25 protein-coding genes are annotated in these 23,066 nt (G+C 61.4%); 19 read left to right on the forward strand and 6 right to left on the reverse strand.

Going from position 1 to position 23,066, the window contains the following annotated elements:
- From mobA to FHE74_RS01430, 5 genes are read right to left on the reverse strand one after another with little or no spacing between them, the layout of a single operon-like run.
- Positions 1–600, reverse strand: a complete 600-nt coding sequence (gene mobA / locus FHE74_RS01410) for a molybdenum cofactor guanylyltransferase (RefSeq protein ID WP_139464641.1) — start codon at positions 598–600, stop codon at positions 1–3.
- Positions 597–1,073, reverse strand: coding sequence for a cyclic pyranopterin monophosphate synthase MoaC (moaC, locus tag FHE74_RS01415; protein ID WP_139464642.1), 477 nt, complete (start codon positions 1,071–1,073; stop codon positions 597–599). The genes mobA and moaC overlap by 4 nt, the downstream gene beginning before the upstream one ends.
- A 17-nt stretch (positions 1,074–1,090) precedes the next feature.
- Positions 1,091–2,323 carry a molybdopterin molybdotransferase MoeA gene (locus FHE74_RS01420; RefSeq protein ID WP_180339642.1) on the reverse strand — a complete coding sequence of 411 codons (1,233 nt, stop codon included), beginning with the start codon at positions 2,321–2,323 and terminating at the stop codon, positions 1,091–1,093.
- A gap of 5 nt (positions 2,324–2,328) precedes the next feature.
- Positions 2,329–3,465, reverse strand: a complete 1,137-nt coding sequence (moaA, locus tag FHE74_RS01425; protein WP_139464644.1) for a GTP 3',8-cyclase MoaA — start codon at positions 3,463–3,465, stop codon at positions 2,329–2,331.
- Positions 3,466–3,522: 57 nt separating this feature from the next.
- Positions 3,523–5,247, reverse strand: a complete 1,725-nt coding sequence (locus tag FHE74_RS01430) for a long-chain fatty-acid--CoA ligase (protein ID WP_139464645.1) — start codon at positions 5,245–5,247, stop codon at positions 3,523–3,525.
- 334 nt (positions 5,248–5,581) lie between these two features.
- On the opposite strand from FHE74_RS01430, the gene rho reads away from it, so the two are divergent.
- The 19 genes from rho (at position 5,582) to FHE74_RS01525 (ending at position 21,815) form a co-directional block, all read left to right on the forward strand.
- Positions 5,582–7,339: a transcription termination factor Rho gene (gene rho, locus FHE74_RS01435; RefSeq protein ID WP_139464646.1), complete on the forward strand. Its 1,758-nt coding sequence runs from the start codon at positions 5,582–5,584 to the stop codon at positions 7,337–7,339.
- Entirely contained in the window at positions 7,340–8,413 is a 1,074-nt protein-coding gene (gene prfA, locus FHE74_RS01440) for a peptide chain release factor 1 (protein WP_139464647.1), read from the forward strand.
- Entirely contained in the window at positions 8,413–9,273 is an 861-nt protein-coding gene (gene prmC / locus FHE74_RS01445) for a peptide chain release factor N(5)-glutamine methyltransferase (protein WP_180339651.1), read from the forward strand. Before prfA ends, prmC begins: the two co-directional genes overlap by 1 nt.
- Entirely contained in the window at positions 9,270–9,920 is a 651-nt protein-coding gene (locus tag FHE74_RS01450; RefSeq protein ID WP_139464649.1) for an L-threonylcarbamoyladenylate synthase, read from the forward strand. Before prmC ends, FHE74_RS01450 begins: the two co-directional genes overlap by 4 nt.
- Positions 9,921–11,066 (forward strand): MraY family glycosyltransferase, encoded by a 1,146-nt coding sequence (locus FHE74_RS01455; protein ID WP_139464650.1) that lies wholly within the window; start codon positions 9,921–9,923, stop codon positions 11,064–11,066.
- A 36-nt stretch (positions 11,067–11,102) separates the two neighbouring features.
- Positions 11,103–11,516 carry a Cg1360 family ATP-synthase-associated protein gene (locus tag FHE74_RS01460; protein ID WP_180339643.1) on the forward strand — a complete coding sequence of 138 codons (414 nt, stop codon included), beginning with the start codon at positions 11,103–11,105 and terminating at the stop codon, positions 11,514–11,516.
- 327 nt (positions 11,517–11,843) lie between these two features.
- A complete protein-coding gene (atpB, locus tag FHE74_RS01465) occupies positions 11,844–12,641 on the forward strand; it encodes a F0F1 ATP synthase subunit A (RefSeq protein ID WP_139464652.1) in 798 nt (265 codons plus the stop codon).
- Between the two features lie 114 nt (positions 12,642–12,755).
- Entirely contained in the window at positions 12,756–12,992 is a 237-nt protein-coding gene (locus FHE74_RS01470) for an ATP synthase F0 subunit C (RefSeq protein ID WP_139464653.1), read from the forward strand.
- Positions 12,993–13,083: 91 nt separating this feature from the next.
- Positions 13,084–13,662, forward strand: coding sequence for a F0F1 ATP synthase subunit B (locus FHE74_RS01475; protein ID WP_139464654.1), 579 nt, complete (start codon positions 13,084–13,086; stop codon positions 13,660–13,662).
- 5 nt (positions 13,663–13,667) lie between these two features.
- Complete coding sequence (locus FHE74_RS01480) at positions 13,668–14,483, forward strand: F0F1 ATP synthase subunit delta (RefSeq protein ID WP_139464655.1); 816 nt, start codon at positions 13,668–13,670, stop codon at positions 14,481–14,483.
- A gap of 58 nt (positions 14,484–14,541) precedes the next feature.
- Entirely contained in the window at positions 14,542–16,179 is a 1,638-nt protein-coding gene (gene atpA / locus FHE74_RS01485; RefSeq protein WP_139464784.1) for a F0F1 ATP synthase subunit alpha, read from the forward strand.
- 51 nt (positions 16,180–16,230) lie between these two features.
- Positions 16,231–17,205, forward strand: a complete 975-nt coding sequence (locus tag FHE74_RS01490) for a F0F1 ATP synthase subunit gamma (RefSeq protein WP_139464656.1) — start codon at positions 16,231–16,233, stop codon at positions 17,203–17,205.
- Positions 17,206–17,207: 2 nt separating this feature from the next.
- Positions 17,208–18,653, forward strand: a complete 1,446-nt coding sequence (gene atpD / locus FHE74_RS01495) for a F0F1 ATP synthase subunit beta (protein WP_139464657.1) — start codon at positions 17,208–17,210, stop codon at positions 18,651–18,653.
- A 13-nt stretch (positions 18,654–18,666) separates the two neighbouring features.
- Positions 18,667–19,041 (forward strand): F0F1 ATP synthase subunit epsilon, encoded by a 375-nt coding sequence (locus FHE74_RS01500; RefSeq protein ID WP_139464658.1) that lies wholly within the window; start codon positions 18,667–18,669, stop codon positions 19,039–19,041.
- 131 nt (positions 19,042–19,172) lie between these two features.
- Complete coding sequence (locus FHE74_RS01505; protein WP_139464659.1) at positions 19,173–19,637, forward strand: DUF2550 domain-containing protein; 465 nt, start codon at positions 19,173–19,175, stop codon at positions 19,635–19,637.
- Between the two features lie 10 nt (positions 19,638–19,647).
- Positions 19,648–20,340 (forward strand): endonuclease NucS, encoded by a 693-nt coding sequence (nucS, locus tag FHE74_RS01510; protein WP_139464660.1) that lies wholly within the window; start codon positions 19,648–19,650, stop codon positions 20,338–20,340.
- A 5-nt stretch (positions 20,341–20,345) separates the two neighbouring features.
- A complete protein-coding gene (locus FHE74_RS01515; protein WP_139464661.1) occupies positions 20,346–20,630 on the forward strand; it encodes a hypothetical protein in 285 nt (94 codons plus the stop codon).
- A 19-nt stretch (positions 20,631–20,649) separates the two neighbouring features.
- Entirely contained in the window at positions 20,650–20,970 is a 321-nt protein-coding gene (locus FHE74_RS01520; protein WP_139464662.1) for a thiamine-binding protein, read from the forward strand.
- On the forward strand, positions 20,967–21,815 hold the full coding sequence (locus FHE74_RS01525) for a tetratricopeptide repeat protein (RefSeq protein WP_139464663.1): 849 nt from the start codon (positions 20,967–20,969) through the stop codon (positions 21,813–21,815). The genes FHE74_RS01520 and FHE74_RS01525 overlap by 4 nt, the downstream gene beginning before the upstream one ends.
- A 3-nt stretch (positions 21,816–21,818) precedes the next feature.
- On the opposite strand, the gene FHE74_RS01530 is transcribed toward FHE74_RS01525, so the two are convergent.
- On the reverse strand, positions 21,819–23,063 hold the full coding sequence (locus tag FHE74_RS01530; protein ID WP_139464664.1) for a metallophosphoesterase family protein: 1,245 nt from the start codon (positions 23,061–23,063) through the stop codon (positions 21,819–21,821).
- Between the last annotated feature and the right edge of the window lie 3 nt (positions 23,064–23,066).

The raw sequence follows: 23,066 nt of genomic DNA on the forward strand, positions 1-23,066 counted from the left end.
CTAGGCCTCGACGTCGCCACGCTCGCGCAGCTGCTCCAGCGTGTCGTAGTCGCGTTCGAGGCCAAGCCCTTCGACAAAGGTGACAGAAACCTCGTCATAAAGCGACTTAACTGCCTGGTCGGCGGTATCGGAGTACTGAGATAGCTGCTGGTAGAGCTTATCGGTGCGCCACACCGCACACAGCGGTTGCAGGTGACCGTCGGTGCGTACAGCTGCTGCAGCAGATTCCGGAGCCTCCGCAAGAGCCGCCACAAGCTCTGGGATGAGATCGGGCGAGTCGGGGGCGTCGACCGCCAAAATGGCCGTCATCGCCGAGGGTTCAACTTTTAACTCGGCGACGCCCGCAGCCACAGCGGATAGCGGACCGGAAAAGGCCGGCTCCTCGCCAGCCACCTTGACTCCGGGGCGGACCTGAAGGTCTCGGGTGGAGACGACGACGACTTGCATGAGGCCGTCGAGAAGCGACACCGCATCCAACATGATGTCGATGAGCCTCTCACCATCGACGCTCACCTGGGCCTTATCGACCCCGCCTATGCGCGATCCTCGTCCGCCAGCGACGATGATCACGTCAATTCCCGGTGTTAGCGACTCGCTCATTGGGGAAGCTCCCGGCTCCAGTCGCCAGAGCGACCTCCGGACTTTCCCGTGACTCCCATACGGCGAATGTAGGCCGAGCGATCGACCCCCTTGACCATGTCGATGACCGCCAGGGCGCTGACGCTCACGGCGGTCAGCGCCTCCATCTCCACACCCGTGCGATCGGCGGTGCGCACGATGGCCGAAATATGCACGCAGTCTTCCTGCAGGTCAAGATCGAGCGTGACACCGTGCACACCGATCGTGTGCGCCAGCGGCAGCAGGTCCGGGACCTTTTTGGCCGCCGCGATTCCGGCCACTCGGGCCACTGCCAGTACATCGCCCTTGGGAACGGTGCCGTCGCGCAGGGCCTGCATAACCTCCGGCGAGCATGCCACCTCGCCCTCGGCATGTGCTTCCCGCACAGTGGGGTTCTTGGCCGTGACGTCGACCATGCGGGCGGCGCCGGAGTCGTCGAGATGCGTGAATCGCATGTACGCAACCACCTTTTCTAAAGAGTTGAGAGGAAGGGGAACACCTTGACCTTAGCTGGGTCAGGAGTTGCCAGAGCCAGCCCCTGGGCCCCCACCAGCGAGGAAACAAAGTGTGAATGAACCCCACCAGAAAGTACTGGTCGGGCAACGAGATCTCCTGCGGCGTGGAGGGTGACCGGCGTGTAGGACGGGCGAGAGGACTGCTTGAGCTGATGCCCCTCCCAGCGAGCCGTCAACCACGATGTTCTCGGCTCCCGCCCAGCCAGGATGTCCATAGCGGGGCGTGCGTAGAGGTGGAAGGACACAAACGAAGCCACGGGATTGCCCGGCAGGCAGATGATCGGAGTGTTATTCCACGTGCCCCATCCTTGCGGAGAGCCGGGCTTTTGATTGACGGAACCAAATGCGATGGCAGAGCCCTCCGTGGAGGAGCCGACTGCTTTGAGAACGTCATAGGCTCCCGCCGAAACTCCTCCGGAGGTAATAACCAGATCTGCTCGTGCTGCAGCCTGGTCGAGAATTGCTCGGCAAGCCTGAGGATTATCGGCGCTATGCAGGGAGATTACCTCCCCGGCTCCCGCAGATTGCGCGAGCGCGGCGAGCATCGGCCTATTGGAGTCGGGGATAAGGCCTTCTGCCAGCTCCGCGGTGTCGCCTAGCTCTATGAGTTCGTCTCCAGAGGACACGACCGCCACCCGAGGGCGCGGATGCGCCACGACCTCCGTCACACCTACCGAGGCGAAAGCCGCGATTGCGCCGGGGTCGATGACGGCTCCCTGCCGGGCGACCACATCGCCGTAAGCGACGTTTTCTCCAGCAGCACGGATGTGCGTCTTCTTCGGGACGGCAAGGATAGTCACGTAGTCAGGTGCTTCTCCGGGACCGGCCGAGGCGTCGGTGTCCTCCACGGGAACCACGCACAGATCCTGGTGTTCTTCGGGTACTGGAGCGCCTGTCATGATGCGTACCGCGGTGCCCGGGTGAGGGGTCTGTGCCAGGCTTCCCGCGGCGACATCACACAACACCTGCAAGCGCGGGCTCGGGTGAGCGGTGAGGTCGGCGGTGCGCACAAGGAACCCGTCCATCGCGGAGTTAGCAAAAGGGGGCACGGGCCAACGGGCCGAAACGTCGCATGCCAGGGTCTCACCGAGGGTAGGGGCGTGACGACGCGGCGCAAGCGGTGCTACCAGCTGACACACCTCGGCCTGGTGCTCTGCAACGCTACGCACCTTTTGTTGCGCTGTGCTCACAATTCTTAACCTCCGATAGCGGCCATCGGACGCGCAGGCTGCAGGAAACCAGGGTCGTCGATGCCATGGCCAGGCTTCTTCTCCCACATGGCACCAGCCCACAACGCGGCGATGTCCTCGTCCGAGGCATCGGAGCGCAGGGCCTCTCGCAGAGAAACCTCGCTTCCACTCTGAGAGAAAAGGCAACTCCTGATAGCACCGTCCGCGGTCAGGCGCGTGCGATCGCATGCGCCGCAAAATGGGTGCGACACGCTCGCAATCACCCCGATGGTGCCTTCTCGCTGGCCATCTTTTAAGCTCCAGAGCTTTGCCGGGGCGGAGCCACGGGGCTTGTCCAGCGGAGAAAGCTCGAAGTGCCGCTGCAACTCATCAAGAATGTCCTGAGCGCTAATCATTTGGGTGCGATCCCACGTGTGCGGGGGACCAAGCGGCATTTGTTCGATGAACCGAAGCTGTGCTCCCCTGTCCAGGCAGAAGCGCGCCAGGTCGGCGATGGCATGATCGTTGACACCGGGCATGATGACGGCATTGACCTTGACCGGGTCCAAACCAGCGGCAACCGCGGCATCGATCCCCGAGACCACGCTATCCAGGCGATCGCGCCGAGTGAGCTGCTCGAAGAGCTCCTTTTCCACCGTATCCAGGGAGATGTTGACCCGGTGAAGTCCGGCGGCACGCAGCGCCTCGGCTCGATGGGCCAGGCCCAAAGCGTTGGTCGTTAACGCGAGCTGCACGGGGTTCCCGGTGGCAGTGCGCAGTGTCGAGCCGAAGCCGACCAAATCTTCTAGGCCCTTGCGAAGGAGCGGTTCGCCGCCGGTAAATCGAATGTGTTCGATGCCCAAGAGATTCACCGCGATGCGCATTAGGCGGCGAACCTCATCGTCGCTGAGGATCACCTCGGAGGGCAGCCAGTCGAGTCCCTCGGCCGGCATGCAGTAGGTGCACCGAAGGTTGCAGCGATCAGTAAGGCTGATTCGCAAGTCCCGGGCGATGCGCCCAAATCGGTCCCTGAGCTCTCGAGACCCATCCGGCAGCGGATCCGGCAGGTCATGCGGCAGCTTCGGCGCCCCCTGCCTTCCAGCAACTGGAATCGGGAAAGGCAACGAGACAGGTGTCGCCGGCTGAGAGTCAGAAGTAGTCATTAACTACGTCATATTAGGGCGTCGCCTCGACGTGTCCAAGAACTAGCCGCGTTAGGCCTAACGTCTGCTTCGTCCAGGACTTTCGAGCTTGATGATGTCAAAGCGCCCCTGCTCTCGGTACATACGCAGATCTTTCTTATCGAACTTGCCAACACTGGTCTTGTCGATGCTCTGGACGAAAGTCCAATACTCCGGAATCATCCAGGTGGGCAGCTGGGATTGAGCGCTAGAACGGATGGCGTTGGCGGTGTCCGCGTTGGGGGAGACGCCGTCATGTAGCACCGTCACAGCCAACGGTCGTTCTCCCCATTTTTCATCGGGAACTCCGATGACTGCGCACTCAACCACCAGGTCAGAGTCCATGATCACGTTCTCCACCTGGGCGGAATAGATCCACTCACCCCCGGAGCGAATTACATCGCGAGCGCGATCGGAGACCACAAGAAATCCATCGGCGGTGACTGAGCCGACATCGCCGGTGCGCAACCAGCCGTCTTCGGTAAAGGCAGACTGCGGGGGACGCACTGGGTTGCCGCGGAAGGTTGTGGGCGCGCCGGGACCATCCGCATCGGTTGGGGGCAATCCAGTGATGGGGACGTAGGATGCGGCCACCACATTGCCGCGGACCTGGATTTCTCCCTGGTTGCGGTCCGTGGAGGCAACGACTTCACCGTCGTTGACCACGCGATATTGCACAGAAGGCGGGAACCGGCCCTGAGATTCGCGATAGGCCCAGCGCGCTTCACCCGAGACTCCCGACGGAGGGCGGGCAACGGTCACGCCAGTTGAGGTCTCCGTCATTCCCCAAACGTGGACAATGTCCACGCCATAGCGCTCCTCCCACACCTTGATCAGCGCCGGAGAAGCCGGAGAGCCCCCGACGTAAATCTCGGTCAGGCTCATCCGCGAAGGAGGATTGTGCAGGTAGTGAACCATCAGCTGGGTCCACACCGAGGGCACGCCGTGGGCGACTCGCGGGTGGGTTGCCTCGATAATTTTGGCCAAGCGAGCGGGGGAGACGTCGTGGTCGGGTAGCACCATGTTCGTGCCCGACATGAGAGCAGCCAAGGGCACACCCCAGGACAGCAGGTGATAGATCGGGGCACAGCACAAAATGGAATTTCCGTGGGTAATCGCCATCGAATCCGTGGTGCGTAGCATCATTGCCTGCAAATACAGGGAGCGGTGCGAGTACAACACGCCCTTGGGGAGGCCGGTCGTTCCCGTGGAATAACACAGGGCTGCGGCGGTGCGTTCATCTTGCTCGGGCCAAGCGAAGAGGGTCGAACGGGCGTCGAGAAGCGCCTCGTATGCATACGTGGCCAGGTGCGCCGGAAGTTGCGGGGCGGGCTCTTCGCCAACAAAGACGACGGCGCGGACGCAGGTCACCAGCTCCAGAACCTCGTTGAGCTGATGGGCAAGGCGTCGATCAGCAAAGATGACCTCAGTACCCGAGTGCTGGACGATGTAGGCGATCTGGTCTGGCATGAGTTGCCGGTTCAGCGGCGTAAATACCGCGCCCATTCCGCAGGCAGCCAGCATGATCTCGAGGTGCTCCGTCGAGTTGAACATGAGAGAACCCACGCGCTGATCGCCGGTGATGTTGAGCTCGTCACGCAGGGCATTTGCACACGCGGCTGCGCGCCCGATGAGTTCCGCAAAGGTGCTCTGCTCCGGAGCGTCATTCCTCCACGTGGTCACGGTTGAGGAGTTGTGCACACTGCGGGCGTGATTGAGGATGCGCCCAACTGAAAGCTCGACATCCTGCATCGTAGAGAACATATTGACTACTCTAGCCGGCCCTGGTGTTACCCCTAGACCCCTCGTGCGCTAGACTCAGGCGCGATCAGACGGAGCCATCCGGCAGTCGCACAGCACGGACCGCCTTCCCAGGGGGAAAGAGTTTCCTCCCCCTGAATGCACAAGGCCCCCGATCATCTTCACAATTTTTGGCTTAATTCCGCTCGCTCGTAGACCGCTTTCCACTTCACAGTAACAAGCAGGTGTACATGCCTACGGCGGACGAGCGGGATGTGGGCAAGAGCGTTCCACTTACATGCCACCTGGGTGCGCAGTACGTCGCGCACACGCACGGTTAAGCAACGAAAGGACTTCCGTGAGCGAAACGGATAACCAGGATCTGAGCACTCTCAAGCTGCCTGAACTGCGCAAGATCGCTGCGGGTAAGGGGCTCAAGGGCGTCTCGGCCCTGCGGAAAGGCGAGCTGATTACCGCCATCACCACCGGCCAGGTGCCGGCGAAGGCGCAAAAGGCTGCCCAGGCTGCTGCCGTTGCAGAAGAAGCGCCGCGAGGCGGAGGCGAGCGTGAGCCGCAGGAAAAGACTGCTCGCGATTCGGAGCAGTCGGGTGAGCAGCCACGCGGCCGGGGGCGCCGTTCCAACCGGGAAGACAACCGGTCCCACCAGGCTGAAGGAGAGCGAGCACAACAGTCCTCCCGCTCGGACAAAGCCGATAATCCCGAGAGGTCCGAGAAGGCTGACAACGCTGAGAACAGCGATCGCGACTCCGACGATCGCCGGGACGAGCGGCGCCAGGAGCGCGGCAACGACCGCGAAGAGCGCGAGGGCCGCGGGCGTCGTGGGCGTCGTAACCGCCGCAACCGCCGTGGACGGGACCGGGATCGTGACCGTGACCGTGGCGAGCGCAATGAACGGGGCAACGAGCAAGACTCCGCCCCGGAAGAGCTGCAGGATGTCGCAGGCATTCTGGAGGTGGTGGACAATAACGCCGCCTTCGTCCGCACGACCGGCTACCGCACCAGCTCGGCGGACGTCTTTGTCAACAATCAGCTAGTCAAGCGCTTCGGGCTGCGCTCTGGTGATGCGATCACCGGACAGGTGAAGATGAACGGCGGCGGCCACACCCACGGCAATGGCCGCAACCGCCGCAAGTACAACCAGCTCACCCGCGTGGATACCGTTAACGGGCAGCACCCGGAGGAGTCCCGCAAGCGCCCAGAATTCCACCGTCTCACGCCGCTGTACCCCAACCAGCGCCTGCGCCTGGAGACTGAGCCGAACATTCTGACCACTCGCGTCATCGACCTGGTCATGCCGATCGGTAAGGGCCAGCGCGCACTGATTGTGTCTCCGCCCAAGGCGGGTAAGACCACAATCTTGCAGAACGTGGCCAACGCGATCGCTACCAATAACCCCGAGTGCTACCTGATGGTGGTGCTTGTCGACGAACGCCCCGAGGAAGTCACGGACATGCAGCGTTCGGTGAAGGGCGAGGTCATTGCCTCTACCTTCGACCGCCCGCCGTCAGAGCACACCGCCGTGGCGGAGCTGGCCATCGAACGCGCCAAGCGACTGGTGGAGATGGGCAAGGATGTGGTCGTTCTGCTCGACTCGATCACGCGACTGGGGCGTGCCTACAACAACTCTTCGCCGGCGTCCGGGCGCATCCTGTCCGGTGGTGTGGACTCCAACGCGCTGTATCCGCCGAAGCGCTTCCTGGGCGCAGCACGCAATATCGAAAACGGCGGCAGCCTGACGATCATCGCTACCGCAATGGTCGAGACCGGCTCTGCTGGTGACACCGTGATCTTCGAGGAATTCAAGGGCACCGGTAACGCCGAGCTCAAGCTGGATCGCAAGATCGCCGAGCGTCGTGTGTTCCCGGCAGTCGACGTCAACCCGTCCGGTACGCGCAAGGACGAACTGCTGATGCCCACGGACGAATTCCGGGTGATGCACAAGCTGCGTCGTATCCTGGCAGCATTGGATTCACAGGCAGCCATTGATCTCTTGATCAAGCAGCTGAAAAAGACCAAGTCGAACGGCGAGTTCCTCATGCAGGTCGCGTCGAGCGCGCCGATGGCTGCAGGCAAGGACGTAGAGGAGTACCTGTAAGTGGCTAATGAAGTTTCCCTCGTTGACGACGTAGTCTCCGAGTACCAGGGCATCGAAATGCAGATGGCGGACCCCGCCATCGCGGGTGATCAGGATCAATTCCGCAAGCTCTCCAAGCGTTATGCGGAGCTACAGCCGATCATCAAGGTCAACGATGCGCTGAACCAATCGCGCGAGGATCTCGAGGCTGCCCAAGAGATGGCCTACGAGGACCATGACTTCGCTGCGGAGGCGGAGCGTCTCGAGGCCGAGGTAGTCGAGCTCGAGGAAAAGCTGGCTGACCTGCTGGCACCACGTGATGAAAACGATGGCGAGGACGTCATCATGGAAATCAAGGCTGGTGCTGGTGGCGAGGAAGCTGCCCTCTTCGCCGGTGACCTCGCCCGCATGTACCAGAAGTACGTGGAGAAGCACGGATTCGTGTGGGACGTGCTCGACGCTGCAGAGTCTGATCTGGGCGGCGTCAAGGACCTGACCGTCTCAATCAAGGCCAAGACTCCGTCTCGCGATGGCGCCTGGAGCTTCTTCAAGTTCGAGGGCGGCGTGCACCGCGTTCAGCGAGTTCCAGTGACCGAGTCTCAGGGGCGCATCCAGACCTCAGCCGCCGGAGTTCTGGTTTATCCAGAACCGGACGAGGTGGGCAGCGTCAACATTGATGACAAGGACATCCGCGTGGACGTCTATCGTTCTTCCGGCAAAGGCGGCCAGGGTGTGAACACCACTGACTCCGCAGTGCGCATTACGCACCTGCCCACCGGATTGATCGTCACCTGCCAGAAGGAGCGTTCCCAGATCCAAAACAAGGCTCGCGCAATGCAGGTACTGCAGGCCCGCCTTGACCAGATGGAGCGCGAGCGCGCCGACGCCGAGGCTGCCGAAGGCCGCGCCGCCCAGGTGCGCACTATGGATCGCTCGGAACGCATCCGTACCTACAACTGGCCGGAGAATCGCATCTCTGATCACCGTATCGGCTACAAGGCCAACAACCTGGACTCGGTGTTGGACGGAAATCTGGACGATTTGTTCACCGCGCTGAAGGCGGCCGAGCGCGCGGAGCGTTTGGAAACCGAATGATCCTGCTTGACGCACTCGCTGAGGCGAAGGCGCGTCTGGCTGCGGCGGGCGTGCCCACCCCTGAGGTGGATGCACGCCTTCTCGCTGCCCATGTGTGCGGGGTAGCTCCATTGGCCTTGGATCGACGGCAAGAGGCCCCAGTGGAATTTTTTGAGCTGGTTAAGCGTCGAGAAGCACGCGAACCCCTGCAACACATTGTGGGCACCGCCCCCTTCGGCCCCCACGACCTGCGGGTCGGCCCCGGAGTGTTCATCCCGCGGCCAGAAACTGAAGTGTTGGCGGATTGGGCGGCCGCCCATGCCGAGAAATTGGTGCGTTCCTCAGCGGCGGAAGGCGCGCCCGTCGTGGTCGATCTGTGCACCGGAAGCGGGGCGCTGGCGTGCTATATCGCCGCCCGTGTCCCGCAGGTGGAAGTCTGGGGTGTGGAAAAACAAGTCTCTGCCCTTGGCTTTGCCGTTCGGAACGCGCCTGAAGCCCGCATCGTTCAGGGAGATGTGACCGACATAGATTGCCTTGCCGAACTCAACGGGCAGGTCGACATTGTGGTCACCAACCCGCCGTATGTCCCGGAAACCCCAGACCTCGAGCCTGAGGTCTACTGCGACCCACCCGAAGCCGTGTTCGCCGGAGCCGACGGACTCGAGGTAATCAGGGCGATGGCTCCTACGGTCGAGCGGCTGCTTAAGCCGGGTGGGGTCGTTGGGTTTGAACACGATGACAACGCCTCGGAGCTGGTCGCACCGATTCTGCGGGCCCAGGGACTAGGCAACGTGAGGCCGATGGCGGATCTGACCGGCACCGAGCGTTTTACCATTGCGAGTAAGGTGAGCCAGGCAAGGACGAAAGGAACGAGCGCGTGAGCAAAATTTACTCCTGTGCCGATGCCGCTCAACGAGCCGAGGGCATCCGACTAGCTGCCGACGCCGCCAAGGCCGGCCGATTGGTGGTCATGCCTACGGACACCGTGTACGGAATCGGGGCAAACGCCTTTGATAACGAGGCCGTAGCGGCCCTGCTGGCCGCCAAACGCCGCGGCCCGGACATGCCGGTGCCCGTTCTCGTCGGGTCCTGGGACACAATTCAGGGCTTAGTTCGCGAGTACAGCGACACGGCTCGTACCTTGGTGGAGGCTTTCTGGCCGGGTGGGCTGTCTATCATCGTTCCGGAAGCGCCTAGCCTGCCGTGGAACCTGGGGGATACTCGAGGAACCGTCATGCTTCGCATGCCGCTCCAGCCAGTGGCCATTGAGCTGCTCCGCGAGGTCGGCCCGATGGCGGTGAGCTCTGCAAACCTTTCGGGCAAGCCCGCGCCGACCTCGGCGGTAGCCGCCAAACAGCAGCTGGGTAAGGCCGTGTCGGTGTATCTGGATGGGGGAGAGGCCACCATTGGTAAGCCATCCAGCATTATCGACATCTCGGGCCCGCGCCCGCGCCTGCTGCGTGAGGGAGCGATCAGCGCAGACAAGATCGCTGAGGTTCTGGGGATCAAGGCCGAGGACCTGCGCTAGATGGCGGCAGTCGGTCTCCCGCTCCGCGAGCTCTGCCTGGTCATCCTCGTTGCCGCAGCTCTGACGTACATCACTACCGGTGCGGTGCGTTCGCTGGCAGTTCGCAATGGCAAGGTCGCCGAGATTCGGCAACGTGATGTCCATACCCAGCCGACTCCGCGTCTGGGTGGGGTGGCCATGTTTTTCGGTTTTGGCTCCGCGATATTCATTGCCGAACAATTTCCGGCATTGACGAGGGGCTTTATGCCGGTCACTCCTGAGATGACCGCTGTGCTGTGGGCATCCGTGGCCATCGTCATCGTCGGAATAATTGACGACCTGTACGAGCTTTCCGCCCTGGTCAAGCTCGTGGGGCAGGTGATTGCGGGACTGATTATGAGCCTGTTGGGCCTGTCCTGGACCCTGGTCTACCTCCCGTTCGGCGAAGGAACCACGGTGGTCCTGGATCAGGTGTGGTCCACACTGATTACCGCATTTTTCGCTGTATTGCTGATCAACGCCGTCAATTTCGTCGACGGCCTCGATGGCCTCGCTGCTGGGCTAGGCATGATCGCGGGCTCGGCAATTTTGGTTTTCTCACTGACCGTTTTGCACGATCAGGGTGGTGCGGTCAGCGCGTATCCGCCGGCGATCATCGCTGCGGCGCTGGTGGGTATGTGCGCGGGTTTCTTGCCGCACAACTTCGAGCCTTCGCGCATCTTCATGGGTGACTCGGGGGCGATGCTCATCGGCTTGTTGCTCGCGGCGTCGGCCACGTCCGCCTCGGGAAAGATCAACATGTCTCTGTACGGAACGGGTGATGTGGTCGCGCTTATGAGTCCGATCCTGGTCGTGGCGGCGGCGATTTTTGTCCCGGTTCTTGATCTCACGATGGCCGTGGTGCGACGTGTGTCCAAGGGGCAGCACCCCTTCCAGGCCGACCGCCTCCATATCCACCACCGCCTCCTTAACATAGGGCATACCCATCGTCGCACCGTTCTCGTGCTGTACATGTGGGTGGCAGCGGTGGCATTCGGAGCAGTGAGTTTTTCCGTTGTTCCCGCCCGTTTTGCCCTTTCCGGTGTGGCTTTCCTCCTGGCTCTATGCGCAGTCATCACTGCGATTCCCGTCTGGCGGCGGCGCAGAAGGCAAGCGGCTCGCGGTTGAGCGGATAGGCAAGGCGCTGGGTTAGACTCGGCAATCGTGACTTCGCCGTATACCGATCAATCCCGTCCGATTGCCCGCGCGCTGAAATTTGGCACGTGGGGTCTGATCATTATCACCATCGTCTCACTGGCGGTATGGGGCAGCATCCAGGGGATGCCCGGGATCTGGGGCGTTCTCTTGGGAGCAGGCATCGGTGGGGGATTTGTGCTCCTGACCGCGTTGTCCGTTCGTATCACCTCCACCACCGACCCGGTCTCCACCGCAGCTGTAGTGCTAGGCGGTTGGCTGCTCAAGATCGTTGTGCTCATTTTGGTCTTGGCGGTTATCCGGGACATGACCTTCTACCACCACATGGCACTGTTGGTGACCGTCGTTGTTGCCCTGATCACGGTCCTGGCGACGGAAGTGTGGGGAATCGTCACCACCAACGTCACGTTTGTGGGTAAGTAGGTTCTCGAGTTCGCTTTTCGACGCCCCCTTCTGCCCGTGAATCGGCTCACAACCGGGGGTGGAATAAGCGCCTCAGCAGGCAGTATTCAGGGATATTTCTGAAAAGTTTCACCCGAATCCGGGTATTCCCAGATTCGGCTGATAGGATCACCTGCGGGTTGCCACGGCCTGCTTGCTGTGTATTCCCCTGTTACCGCCAACGCTGATGCGCGACGGAATCCGCGGCGGTGGCAGTGAGAGTTTTGAGACGTCCATCGCACCGTTTGGGGCAGCGACGCCCCGACGGCCCGAGAACGGGAGAGAACGCTGAGCGTTACCACTTTGGCCATGAAGGGTGAGTTTCACGCACCCGAATTGGACCCAGAATTTTTTCCCGGGGAAACGTATGGCCACATGCTGTTGGAGGATGTTGCCAACGGGTGGTTCGCACTCGATCGACTGATGCTGGTTCGCCTGTTGATGGCAGCCGTGTTGGTCATCGTGTTCGCACTGGCCTTCCGGAACCCGAAGTTGGTTCCGTCTGGCCTGCAAAACGTCGCTGAAATTGCGGTCGATTTCGTCCGCCTGAATATCGCCGAGGACATCCTGGGCAAGAAGGAGGGGCGTCGGTTCCTGCCGATCATCGCCACCATCTTCTTCACCACTCTGTTCATGAATGCGGCAACGATCATTCCGGGTCTGAACATTTCGCCTAACGCGCGTATCGGTATGCCGATCGTGCTGGCGATTGCCGGTTACCTGACGATGATCTACGCCGGCGCGAAGCGTTATGGCTTTGGCAAGTTCGTGAAGTCCTCGGTGGTTATTCCGAATCTCCCTCCGGCGCTCCACCTCCTGGTGGTGCCGATTGAGATCTTCTCGACGTTCATTCTGCGCCCGGTCACGCTAGCGCTTCGTCTGATGGCGAACTTCCTGGCTGGCCACATCATCTTGGTCTTGCTGTTCTCTGCCACGAACTTCTTCTTCTGGCAGCTGAATGCCTGGACCGCACTGGCAGGCGTAACGAGCCTTGCTGCAGTTCTGTTCACCCTTTACGAGTGCATCATCATCTTCCTGCAGGCATACATCTTTGCTCTGCTGGTTGCGGTGTACATCGAACTGTCCTTGCACGCAGACGCTCACTAGCGCCTTAAGCAACCGCGAGCTTCGCGGCCAATTACATACAGCCCCAAGCAACACCCATTAACGCCTGATGAAGAACAAGGCATCGTCAGGCACAAAGAAAGGTAGACCACTTTCATGAACGAGATCATCCTGGCTCAGGCTGAGAACGCCCCCCTCTCGCTCGGTGCTATCGGCTACGGCCTCGCCACCATCGGCCCGGGCCTGGGCATCGGCATCCTGGTCGGCAAGACCGTCGAGGGTATGGCTCGCCAGCCGGAGATGGCTGGTCAGCTGCGTACCACCATGTTCCTGGGTATCGCCTTCGTTGAGGCCCTCGCCCTCATCGGCCTCGTTGCTGGCTTCCTGTTCTAAGAGCGAACGGACACACGAGACCCTTAAGGGGTCCAGGGCATCCGGGAATACCTGGATGGTCGCGACTCCTTAGTGATGAGACTGGAGAGACATGACGAACGTCATTTACTTGCTTGCGGCAGAGGGTGAGCACCTGCCCCTGGAGGGCGGCAACTCTATCCTCTTGCCCAAGGCTTACGACATCGTCTGGTCCTTGATTCCGTTCGCGGTCATCCTGTTCCTCTTCTGGAAGTTCATTCTTCCGAAGTTCCAGGAGGTCCTGTCCGAGCGTGAGGACCGGATTAAGGGCGGTATCCAGCGTGCCGAGGCCGCACAGGCTGAGGCTAAGGCCGCACTTGAGAAGTACAACGCCCAGCTGGCTGAGGCTCGCACCGAGGCTGCTGAGATCCGCGAGCAGGCCCATGAGAAGGGCAAGCAGATCGAGGCCGAGTACCGTGCAAACGCTGAGGCTGAGTCCAAGCGCATCGTCGAGTCCGGTGAAAAGCAGTTGGCCGCATCGCGTGAGCGCGTCGTCAGCGAGCTGCGCACGGATCTGGGCCAGAACTCGATTTCTTTGGCCGAGAAGCTGCTCGGAACCGAGCTGTCTGATTCGACGAAGCGTTCTGGCACCATCGATAGCTTTCTGACCGACCTGGACTCTGTACGTCCGGCGTCCCCGGCCGGGAAGTGAGTGAGATGCACGCAGCAAGCCGAGAAGCAGTTGCCACGCTCGAGCGTGAGCTCGACACCGCCGTTGCCGGCGACAACTCTGTAGCTACCTCCGCTCAAACCGGTATGGAGCTGTTCGAGGTCGTAGAGATCCTGGATGCTGAGCGCTCCCTGCGCGTAGCACTGACGGATCCGGCCGCGGCGGCTGGCGAGCGTGTATCCATCGTCGAGAAGCTCTACGGTGACAAGGTCTCAGCGTTGACTCTCACGGTGTTGAAGTCTGCCGTGTCTCAGCGGTGGTCCAACGCCCGCGAGTTCCGTGAGGGCCTGATCACTTTGAGCCACCGCGCGCTGCTGCGCGCCGCTGAGGCTCAGGGGCAGCTCGAGCAGGTGGAAGAGGAGCTGTTCCAGCTCTCTCGTCTGCTGGAGCGCGAAGGGAAGCTGACCCAGTTGCTTTCTGATCGCAATGCAGCCTCGAGCGCAAAGCGAGGTCTGCTGGCCAACGTTCTCTACGGCAAGGTCACCATGTTTACCGAAGCCCTCGCGCTGCAGGTAATTGGCCGCCCGGAGAACAACCCGATTGACGACATCGCCGCGGTTTCCGCCCAGGCAGCTTCGCTGCGTGGCAAGTCGGTGGCACATGTTGCCAGTGCGGGAGAGCTTAACGCAGAGCAGCAGGCAAAGCTCGCCGAGAAGCTCGGACGAATTTACGGTCGCGAGATGTCCATTCACACTGAGGTCGATCCCAGCCTCCTCGGTGGAATGGTTATCCGAGTCGACGATGAGGTCATCGACGGATCCACCAGCGGCAAGCTGGAGCGGATGCGCGCGGCTTTGAAGTAGACGCGACTTAGTGACGAATGTGTACAAGCTGGAAGAAACAACCGAGAGCAGGAAGAACATGGCGGAGCTGACGATCTCCTCCGATGAGATCCGTAGCGCGATAGCGAACTACACCTCGAGCTACTCCGCGGAGGCCTCCCGTGAGGAGGTCGGCGTGGTCATTTCGGCCGCTGATGGTATTGCCCAGGTTTCGGGCCTGCCGTCAGTGATGGCGAATGAGCTGCTCGAGTTCCCGAACGGCGTCATTGGCGTCGCACAGAACCTCGATACGGACACCATCGGTACCGTTATCCTGGGTAACTTCGAGTCCATCTCGGAGGGCCAGGAAGTTAAGCGAACCGGCGAGGTTCTGTCTATTCCCGTGGGCGAGGATTTCCTTGGCCGCGTTATCAACCCGTTGGGCCAGCCGATCGACGGCCTGGGTCCGATTGAGTCCACCGAAGAGCGTGCCCTGGAGCTCCAGGCCGCCGGCGTGCTCGACCGTCAGCCGGTCGAGGAGCCGATGGCTACCGGCATCAAGGCTATTGACGCCATGACCCCGATTGGTCGCGGTCAGCGTCAGCTCGTCATTGGTGACCGTAAGACCGGCAAGACTGCCGTGTGTATTGACACCATCCTGAACCAGAAGGCCAACTGGGACAGCGGCGACCCGAGCAAGCAGGTTCGTTGTATCTACGTCGCTGTCGGCCAGAAGGGTTCGACCATTGCAGGCGTGCGCCGCACCCTGGAAGAGTCTGGCGCACTGGAGTACACCACCATCGTGGCTGCTCCGGCATCCGACTCTGCAGGCTTCAAGTGGCTCGCTCCGTTCGCCGGTGCAGCCTTGGGCCAGCACTGGATGTACCAGGGCAAGCACGTCCTGGTTATCTACGATGACCTGACCAAGCAGGCTGAGGCCTACCGTGCGATCTCCCTGCTGCTGCGTCGTCCTCCGGGACGCGAGGCATACCCGGGTGACGTCTTCTACCTGCACTCTCGTCTGCTCGAGCGTGCCGCCAAGCTCACCGATGAGCTCGGTGCTGGCTCCCTGACGGCCCTGCCGATCATTGAGACCAAGGCCAACGACGTGGGCGCCTTCATCCCGACCAACGTCATCTCGATCACCGACGGTCAGTGCTTCCTGCAGTCCGACCTGTTCAACAACGGTGTTCGCCCGGCTATCGACGTGGGTGTTTCCGTCTCCCGCGTGGGTGGTGCTGCACAGACCAAGGGCATGAAGAAGGTCGCCGGTAACCTGCGTCTTTCTCTCGCTGCATACCGCGACCTGGAAGCTTTTGCTACCTTCGCTTCCGACCTGGATCCGGTGTCGAAGAAGCAGCTGGACCGCGGTGCCCGACTCGTCGAGCTGCTGAAGCAGCCGGAGAACTCCCCGCAGCCGGTGGAATTCCAGATCGTGTCCATCTGGCTTGCTGATCAGGGCGCATTCGACTTCGTTCCGGTGGAGGACGTCCGCCGCTACGAAGCCGAGGCCCAGGAGCACTTCCGCAGCACCGCTCCGGAGGTCTACGAGCAGATCGCCGGTGGCAAGGTGCTGTCCGACGAGTCCAAGGAGACGCTGCTGCGCCTCAACGAGGATTTCGCCCGCACCTTCACGACCTCCGAGGGTAAGACCGTCGCCGAGCTGGCTAACCCGGTCAACGAGGACGAAGTGAACCACACCGAGCTGACTGTTTCCCGTAAGGCTCAGAAGAAGTAAGAAGCTTCTTTGATCCGACATCGACAAGAAAAGAAGGGAGGACAGTAAGCAATGGCAACACTTCGCGAAACGCGTGATCGAATCCGTTCGGTCAACTCGACGAAGAAGATCACCAAGGCTCAGGAGCTGATCGCTACCTCGCGTATTACCAAGGCAAAGCAGCGCGTCGCAGCTGCAAGCCCCTACGCCGAGGAGCTGACGAAGGTTGTCGCGCGCGTGGCATCGGCCACGTCGCTCGACCATCCGATGCTCTCCGAGCGTGAGAACCCGCGCCGCGCAGCCGTTATGGTGGTTACCTCCGATCGCGGTCAGTGCGGTGGCTACAACCACAACGTGTTGAAGAAGGCCGCCGAACTTGAAGAGCACCTGACTGATCGGGGACTCGAGGTGGTCCGCTTCGTCACCGGTAAGAAGGGCGCTGCTTACTACGACTTCCGTGAGATGGAAGTCAGTGGCGCCTGGTCCGGGTTCTCCGAGAACCCGGAGTGGGACATCACCCACGACGCCCGTAACCACCTGATCCGTGGTTTCGAGGCTGGCAGCGAGGGCCAGGCTAAGTGGCGCGAGGGCCTGAACGGCACCCGCGGTAACACCGTGCAGGGCTTCGATGAGGTTCACGTTGTCTACACCGAGTTCGTGTCCATGCTGACGCAGGCGCCTCGCGTGCAGCGCCTGCTGCCGGTCCGGACTAACACCGAGGTAGAAGAGTATGCACCGGAAAGCATGACCCGGGTTGACGGCCACGTCGCCCAGGACATGGAGTTCGAACCGGATGCGGATACGCTGCTTAAGGAACTTATGCCTAAGTACGTGTCGCGTGTGCTCTACTCGATCTTCCTCGAGGCTGCCGCCAGTGAGTCCGCTGCGCGTCGTACAGCCATGAAGGCTGCGACGGACAACGCGAACGAGCTGGTTAAGGACCTGACTCGCGTAGCCAACCAGGCTCGCCAGGCACAGATTACCCAGGAAATCACAGAGATCATCGGTGGCGCAGGCGCGCTCGCCGATAGCGGAGAGAGTGACTAACTATGACTACTGCTCTGAATGAGCGCACGGAGGCTGGCACCGAGTCAGCCGGCCGTATTGTGCGCGTCATCGGTGCCGTCGTCGACGTGGAATTCCCGCGCGGCGAGCTCCCGGCACTGTACAACGCACTGCATGTCGAGGTCAGCCTGGAGGCTGTGGCCAAGACTGTGACCCTCGAGGTGGCCCAGTTCCTGGGCGACAACCTCGTTCGTACGATCGCCATGGCTCCGACGGACGGCCTCGTTCGCGGCGCTGAGGTGGTTGACACCGGCAAGTCCATCTCGGTTCCCGTGGGTGACGTGGTCAAGGGCCACGTGTTCAACGCCCTGGGTGACTGCCTCGATGAGCCCGGCCTGGGTCGCGACGGTGAGCAGTGGGGCATCCACCGCGACCCGCCGCCGTTCAGCGAGCTCGAGGGTAAGACCGAGATCCTGGAGACCGGTATTAAGGTCATCGACCTGCTGACCCCGTACGTCAAGGGCGGCAAGATCGGCCTGTTCGGTGGCGCCGGCGTGGGCAAGACCGTGCTGATCCAGGAGATGATTACCCGTATTGCCCGCGAGTTCTCCGGTACTTCCGTGTTCGCTGGCGTGGGTGAGCGTACCCGTGAGGGCACCGACCTCTTCCTCGAGATGGAGGAGATGGGCGTGCTGCAGGATACGGCCCTAGTGTTCGGCCAGATGGACGAGCCGCCAGGAGTCCGTATGCGCGTGGCTCTGTCCGGCCTGACCATGGCGGAGTACTTCCGCGATGTCCAGAACCAGGACGTTCTGCTGTTTATCGACAACATCTTCCGTTTCACCCAGGCGGGTTCGGAGGTTTCTACCCTCCTCGGCCGTATGCCTTCCGCCGTGGGTTACCAGCCGACCCTGGCTGACGAGATGGGTGTTCTCCAGGAGCGCATTACCTCGACCAAGGGCAAGTCGATTACTTCTCTGCAGGCCGTTTACGTGCCGGCGGATGACTACACCGACCCGGCCCCGGCGACTACCTTCGCTCACCTGGACGCCACCACGGAGCTCGACCGTGCCATCGCTTCCAAGGGTATTTACCCGGCAGTGAACCCGCTGACCTCCACCTCGCGCATCCTTGAGCCCGGCATCGTCGGCGAGCGCCACTACGAGGTGTCCCAGCGCGTGATCGGTATTCTGCAGAAGAACAAGGAGCTGCAGGACATCATCGCCATCCTGGGTATGGACGAGCTCGGTGAGGAAGACAAGCTGACCGTTCAGCGCGCACGTCGCATCCAGCGATTCCTGGGCCAGAACTTCTTCGTTGCGCAGAAGTTCACCGGTGACCCGGGCTCCTACGTGCCGCTGTCCGAGACCATCGACGCGTTCGAGCGCATCTGCAACGGCGAGTTCGATGACTACCCGGAGCAGGCGTTCAGCAACCTTGGTGGACTTGACGACGTCGAAGCTGCCTACAAGAAGCTGACTGAGAGCTAAGGGAGAGCACAACATGGCTGACATCACCGTCCAGATGGTTTCCGTTGATCGCGTGTTGTGGTCGGGTCAGGCCACCATGGTGACTGCGCAAACCACCGAAGGTGAGATCGGCGTGCTGCCCGGACACGAGGCCTTGTTGGGACAGCTCGTTCCCAACGGCATCGTGACCATCACTCCGGCTGACGGCGGCCAAAAGCTGGTTGCTGCAGTCCAGGAAGGCTTTCTGTCCGTAACAGGGGAGAAGGCCACGATCTTGGCTGAGGCTGCAAAGTGGTCGACTGATGTCGATGAGGCACAGGCCCATGAAGACCTTTCGAGTGATGATCCGAAGGTTAAGGCTCGCGGTGAAGCTGCCCTGAAGGCACTGCACCGGGCACGTGAAGCCTAGGCCCGCGCAAGATACTCACTAGCGCAAGCCCGTCCCAGCGTTTTCGCTGGGGCGGGCTTTCGTTGATTGCGGGGTAATCCAGGTCTAGACTTTTCTAACAATAGATTCAGGAAGGGCACGGTGATTTTTCCATGGCGGAGAAGGCAATTTTTATCCCCTTGGCTGTCCTCCTGGTCGTTCTAGCCTTGGCAGGGTGGCGCTTCTTTACGGTCCGCACTCACGGCACCCCCGCGCTGGTGCGTTCCTTGCCCGCTGGAGATAGCTACTCCTGGCGCCATGGAGTCATCCAGTATTTCGGCGATGAGCTGCATTTTTTCAAGTTGCGTTCGCTCTCCCCGCGCCCGGATATCACTTTTCACCGCAGTCACGTATCAGTCATCGGTCATCGCCGGGCCTACGAGGACGAGGCCACCATCATTGCCGATTCAGGAGTGATCGTAGAGCTGGCCACGCCTAAGGGGGAGTGCGAGCTAGCCTTGGATTCTCATTCGGCGAAGGCGATCATCGCCTGGGTCGAGTCCGCACCAAATGTGCGCCAGGAGGCGCGGGACCACAAGGCCCTCCTGATGAAGATTGCTAAGGGGCGGAAACGCTAGGGTAGGCCCCATGCGTCTTGTCATCGCGGAGTGCTCTGTTGATTATGTGGGCCGACTTTCTGCCCACCTGCCGCTGGCTAAGCGGTTGATTTTGGTTAAGGCAGATGGCTCTGTCTCTGTCCACGCCGATGATCGCGCATACAAGCCGCTCAATTGGATGACGCCGCCGTGTTCCCTGGTCGAAGAGCCCATCGTGGACCTGGACGGCTCCGATACCGGTGAAAAGCTTTGGATCGTGGAAAACCCCAAGTCTGAGCAGCTGAGAATCACGCTGTCGAATGTGATTCAAGACATTGAGGTCGAGTTAGGTCAGGACCCTGGCCTGGTTAAGGACGGGGTTGAGGCGCACCTGCAGGAGCTGTTGGCTGAGCACATCAGCACGCTGGGTGAGGGGTATTCCCTGGTACGTCGCGAGTACCCCACCGCAATTGGGCCAGTAGACATTTTGGCACGCGATGCAGCAGGCGTCACCGTGGCAGTTGAGGTCAAGCGTCGAGGCGGGATTGACGGCGTGGAGCAGCTCACCCGCTACCTCGAGTTGCTCAACCGGGACGAGCTGTTGCGTCCGGTTCAGGGAGTGTTCGCAGCCCAGTCGATTAAGCCCCAGGCTCGAACCCTGGCTGAGGATCGCGGCATTCGCTGCGTCACCCTGGACTACGACCAGCTGCGAGGCATCGAGTCCAACGAGCTGCGTCTGTTCTAGTCGTAATGGGAAGAAAGAACCGCCGCGCGCCCGCCCGCTCGGACCTGCGTCCGATTACGAGCTCTCAAGTTTTTGGAACGCAGCTCACCTCAGGCCCGCGCTGGGATCGGCAGGAAACGTACTGCGTGCGGGTCATGAGCGCGGATCGCGCCACCAAGGTCTACATCTGCGCTGGCTGCAACCAAACGATCCAGCCCGGAATCACGCACAAGGTGGCGTGGCCGCGCGATAGTGGTGCACGCCTTGACGACCGCCGCCATTGGCACTCTGGCTGCTGGGAGCGTCGATAAGCCAGTACAGTGGGGTGCCATGATTGTTGCATTCTCAGTTGCTCCGACGATCACGGAGACCCCAGATGCAGAAATGGCCGAGGCGGTTGCTCGCGCTGTTGCCATCGTGCGTGCGTCTGGGTTGCCCAATGAGACCACCGCCATGTTCACCACGATCGAGGGTGAGTGGGACGAGGTGTTCGGCGTGATTAAGGAGGCCACCGAGGCCGTGGTCGCCGTCAGCCCGCGCGTCTCACTGGTGGTGAAGGCCGATATTCGTCCTGGCCGCACCGGCATGTTGACGCAGAAGGTTCGTTCTTTGGAAGAGGCACTCGAGAAGCAGGCAGGAGATAACGCATGACACAGCCACCTCAATACGCCGGGGGAGCCATCGACTTAGGTTCGCTGGGCGCCCAGCAGAACTCGCCGAAGGAGAGCGCGGCGGGAGGGGTGAGCCCCGTTGTGGAGGTTACTGCCGCCAACTTTGAGGCAGAGGTCGTTCGTCGCTCCACCCAGGTGCCGGTGATTTTAATCATCGGCTCTCAGCGGTCGCAGGCCTCCAACGATTTGCACGCGGACCTGACCGAGCTGGCGCGCGCACAGCAAACGCCGCTGTCGTACATCGTGGCCTTTGCCGATGCTGACGCGGTCCCGCAGATCGCACAGGCCATCGGCGTCCAGCAGTTGCCGACCACCGTCGTCCTGGCAGCCGGACAGCCCATCACTCAGTTCGTGGGAGCCCAACCACGGGAGGCACTGAGCCCCTGGGTTGATCAGATCGTCAACGCCGTGGCGGGCCAGCTGGAAGGACTTCCCGCCGAAGACGGTGAGGTTGAGCAGGAGGATCAGAGGCTTATCGACGCCGCCCTCAAGCTCGAGGCCGGGGAGTACCAGGCAGCCATCGCCCTGTACGACGAGGTCCTGGCCGAAGGGCACAACCCCGAGGTCAAGCAGGCCCGTGCAACCGCGGTGCTGCTGGCACGGCGGGGAAGTGAACAGTCAGAGTTGTTCCACCAGGCAGACGAGGCGGTCATCGCCGGCAATCCGGAGGCTGCCTTTGACCTGCTGATCAACGCCGTTGCCACCAGTGCTGGTGAGGAGAAGACGGCCGCGAAGGACCGCCTCATTGAGCTGCTGGGGTTGTTCGACAACTCCGACGAGCGGGTCAAGAGCGCACGTACCAGGCTGGCCAGCGCGCTCTACTAACCCTTAAATCTCGGTGACATACTCCGGGAAGGCTGCCGGGGCCTCGAGTGGCTGCTTTACGGGGTTCATGTCGATCCCGTAGTCCTTGGCAAACACCGTGTGCGTGCCGGCGTAGTGGCGAGGTGCAGACTCATCGAGGGTGAATACGCGGGCTCCGCGCAGAGTGTGCTGGTCCCAGGTGCCGTCGTGAAGCCCATAGGGACCAAAACCTGTGCCGGGGCCGTAGCCGAGCTCCACCCCGTAGTAGTTGCCCATGTAGGTGTTGATGTGGTCGTGCCCGCAGTAGATGCCAAGCACGTCGCCGCGCTGGAATACCGCAGAGTAAATGCCGGAGTTGAACAGACCGGTGTAGCAGTCCTCGTTCTTCTCGCCCACGATGTTGTGGCGCTTTACCGCCTCGGCATGACCGCTGTCCTTCGAGGTGTACTGCTGGCCGTACCACATGTGGTGGTGTTCGAACGTGGGGATATGGAAAAACATCAAGCCCGGGGTCTTCGCACCGTAACGGCTCTCGTCCGCTGCCGAGGTTTCTAGATACCACTGGACCTGCTCGGGGCGAAGCCAGTCGTAGGCCTTCAGTCCGTCCGTGGACTGGCCTGCAGGAGACTCTGGGGCATAAGCACCGGAGTCCAACAGCCAAAGGGCAAACGCCGGGGTAGCAGACTTCGACCCAGCTATTTCCAGGCGACCGTTAGAGACGCCGTACATGGCATCGTCGGCGGGGTTGACGTTGTGCTTGTACTGTCGGACGAACTCAGTCATCTGGGGTTTCAGCACACCGGTGCCGTCCTCCTTGGCGGAGTCCTCGTCATGGTTTCCGAAGGTCACAGCCCACGGAATCCCGCGCTCCTCCATGGGGAGGACAACATTGTTGATGGCCTGATACACCTGGGTGGCGTTTTTCGGCCCAGAGGAAATGACATCACCGTTAATGAGAGCGAAGTCGGCCTTTTCCTTGTCCAGGACCTGACCCATGAACTCGATCGTGCGCCGATCAGTGAGATGATCGTCCTGCGTGTCATTGAACTGCACTACGCGAAACGTGCCATCGCTGTCGAAAGCCAGCGGAGAATCGGCGGGCGAAGCCGGTGTCGGGTTCGTTTCGCTTGACTGCGTCGAACTCAGCCCACGAGAGGACAGAGAAGAAAGACCTTGGGCTTTCGCACTCAACGGGTGGGCAGCCGCAAGCGCGGCGAGCATGCCGGAGGAGGCGAGGATTTGGCGGCGGTTGAACGAAGACGGAGACATGGA

Origin of the sequence: Corynebacterium tapiri (genome assembly GCF_006334925.1) — a bacterium.
Classification (GTDB): domain Bacteria; phylum Actinomycetota; class Actinomycetes; order Mycobacteriales; family Mycobacteriaceae; genus Corynebacterium; species Corynebacterium tapiri.

What these genes read in the sequence shown, in the direction of transcription:
- mobA (WP_139464641.1), bottom strand. Translation starts at nt 600, where the DNA reads ATGAGCGAGTCGCTAACACCGGGAATTGACGTGATCATCGTCGCTGGC.
- moaC (WP_139464642.1), bottom strand. Translation starts at nt 1,073, where the DNA reads ATGCGATTCACGCATCTCGACGACTCCGGCGCCGCCCGCATGGTCGAC.
- moaA (WP_139464644.1), bottom strand. Translation starts at nt 3,465, where the DNA reads ATGACTACTTCTGACTCTCAGCCGGCGACACCTGTCTCGTTGCCTTTC.
- FHE74_RS01430 (WP_139464645.1), bottom strand. Translation starts at nt 5,247, where the DNA reads ATGTTCTCTACGATGCAGGATGTCGAGCTTTCAGTTGGGCGCATCCTC.
- FHE74_RS01455 (WP_139464650.1), top strand. Translation starts at nt 9,921, where the DNA reads ATGGCGGCAGTCGGTCTCCCGCTCCGCGAGCTCTGCCTGGTCATCCTC.
- atpB (WP_139464652.1), top strand. Translation starts at nt 11,844, where the DNA reads ATGAAGGGTGAGTTTCACGCACCCGAATTGGACCCAGAATTTTTTCCC.
- FHE74_RS01470 (WP_139464653.1), top strand. Translation starts at nt 12,756, where the DNA reads ATGAACGAGATCATCCTGGCTCAGGCTGAGAACGCCCCCCTCTCGCTC.
- FHE74_RS01475 (WP_139464654.1), top strand. Translation starts at nt 13,084, where the DNA reads ATGACGAACGTCATTTACTTGCTTGCGGCAGAGGGTGAGCACCTGCCC.
- FHE74_RS01480 (WP_139464655.1), top strand. Translation starts at nt 13,668, where the DNA reads ATGCACGCAGCAAGCCGAGAAGCAGTTGCCACGCTCGAGCGTGAGCTC.
- atpA (WP_139464784.1), top strand. Translation starts at nt 14,542, where the DNA reads ATGGCGGAGCTGACGATCTCCTCCGATGAGATCCGTAGCGCGATAGCG.
- FHE74_RS01490 (WP_139464656.1), top strand. Translation starts at nt 16,231, where the DNA reads ATGGCAACACTTCGCGAAACGCGTGATCGAATCCGTTCGGTCAACTCG.
- atpD (WP_139464657.1), top strand. Translation starts at nt 17,208, where the DNA reads ATGACTACTGCTCTGAATGAGCGCACGGAGGCTGGCACCGAGTCAGCC.
- FHE74_RS01500 (WP_139464658.1), top strand. Translation starts at nt 18,667, where the DNA reads ATGGCTGACATCACCGTCCAGATGGTTTCCGTTGATCGCGTGTTGTGG.
- FHE74_RS01505 (WP_139464659.1), top strand. Translation starts at nt 19,173, where the DNA reads ATGGCGGAGAAGGCAATTTTTATCCCCTTGGCTGTCCTCCTGGTCGTT.
- nucS (WP_139464660.1), top strand. Translation starts at nt 19,648, where the DNA reads ATGCGTCTTGTCATCGCGGAGTGCTCTGTTGATTATGTGGGCCGACTT.
- FHE74_RS01515 (WP_139464661.1), top strand. Translation starts at nt 20,346, where the DNA reads ATGGGAAGAAAGAACCGCCGCGCGCCCGCCCGCTCGGACCTGCGTCCG.
- FHE74_RS01520 (WP_139464662.1), top strand. Translation starts at nt 20,650, where the DNA reads ATGATTGTTGCATTCTCAGTTGCTCCGACGATCACGGAGACCCCAGAT.
- FHE74_RS01525 (WP_139464663.1), top strand. Translation starts at nt 20,967, where the DNA reads ATGACACAGCCACCTCAATACGCCGGGGGAGCCATCGACTTAGGTTCG.
- FHE74_RS01530 (WP_139464664.1), bottom strand. Translation starts at nt 23,063, where the DNA reads ATGTCTCCGTCTTCGTTCAACCGCCGCCAAATCCTCGCCTCCTCCGGC.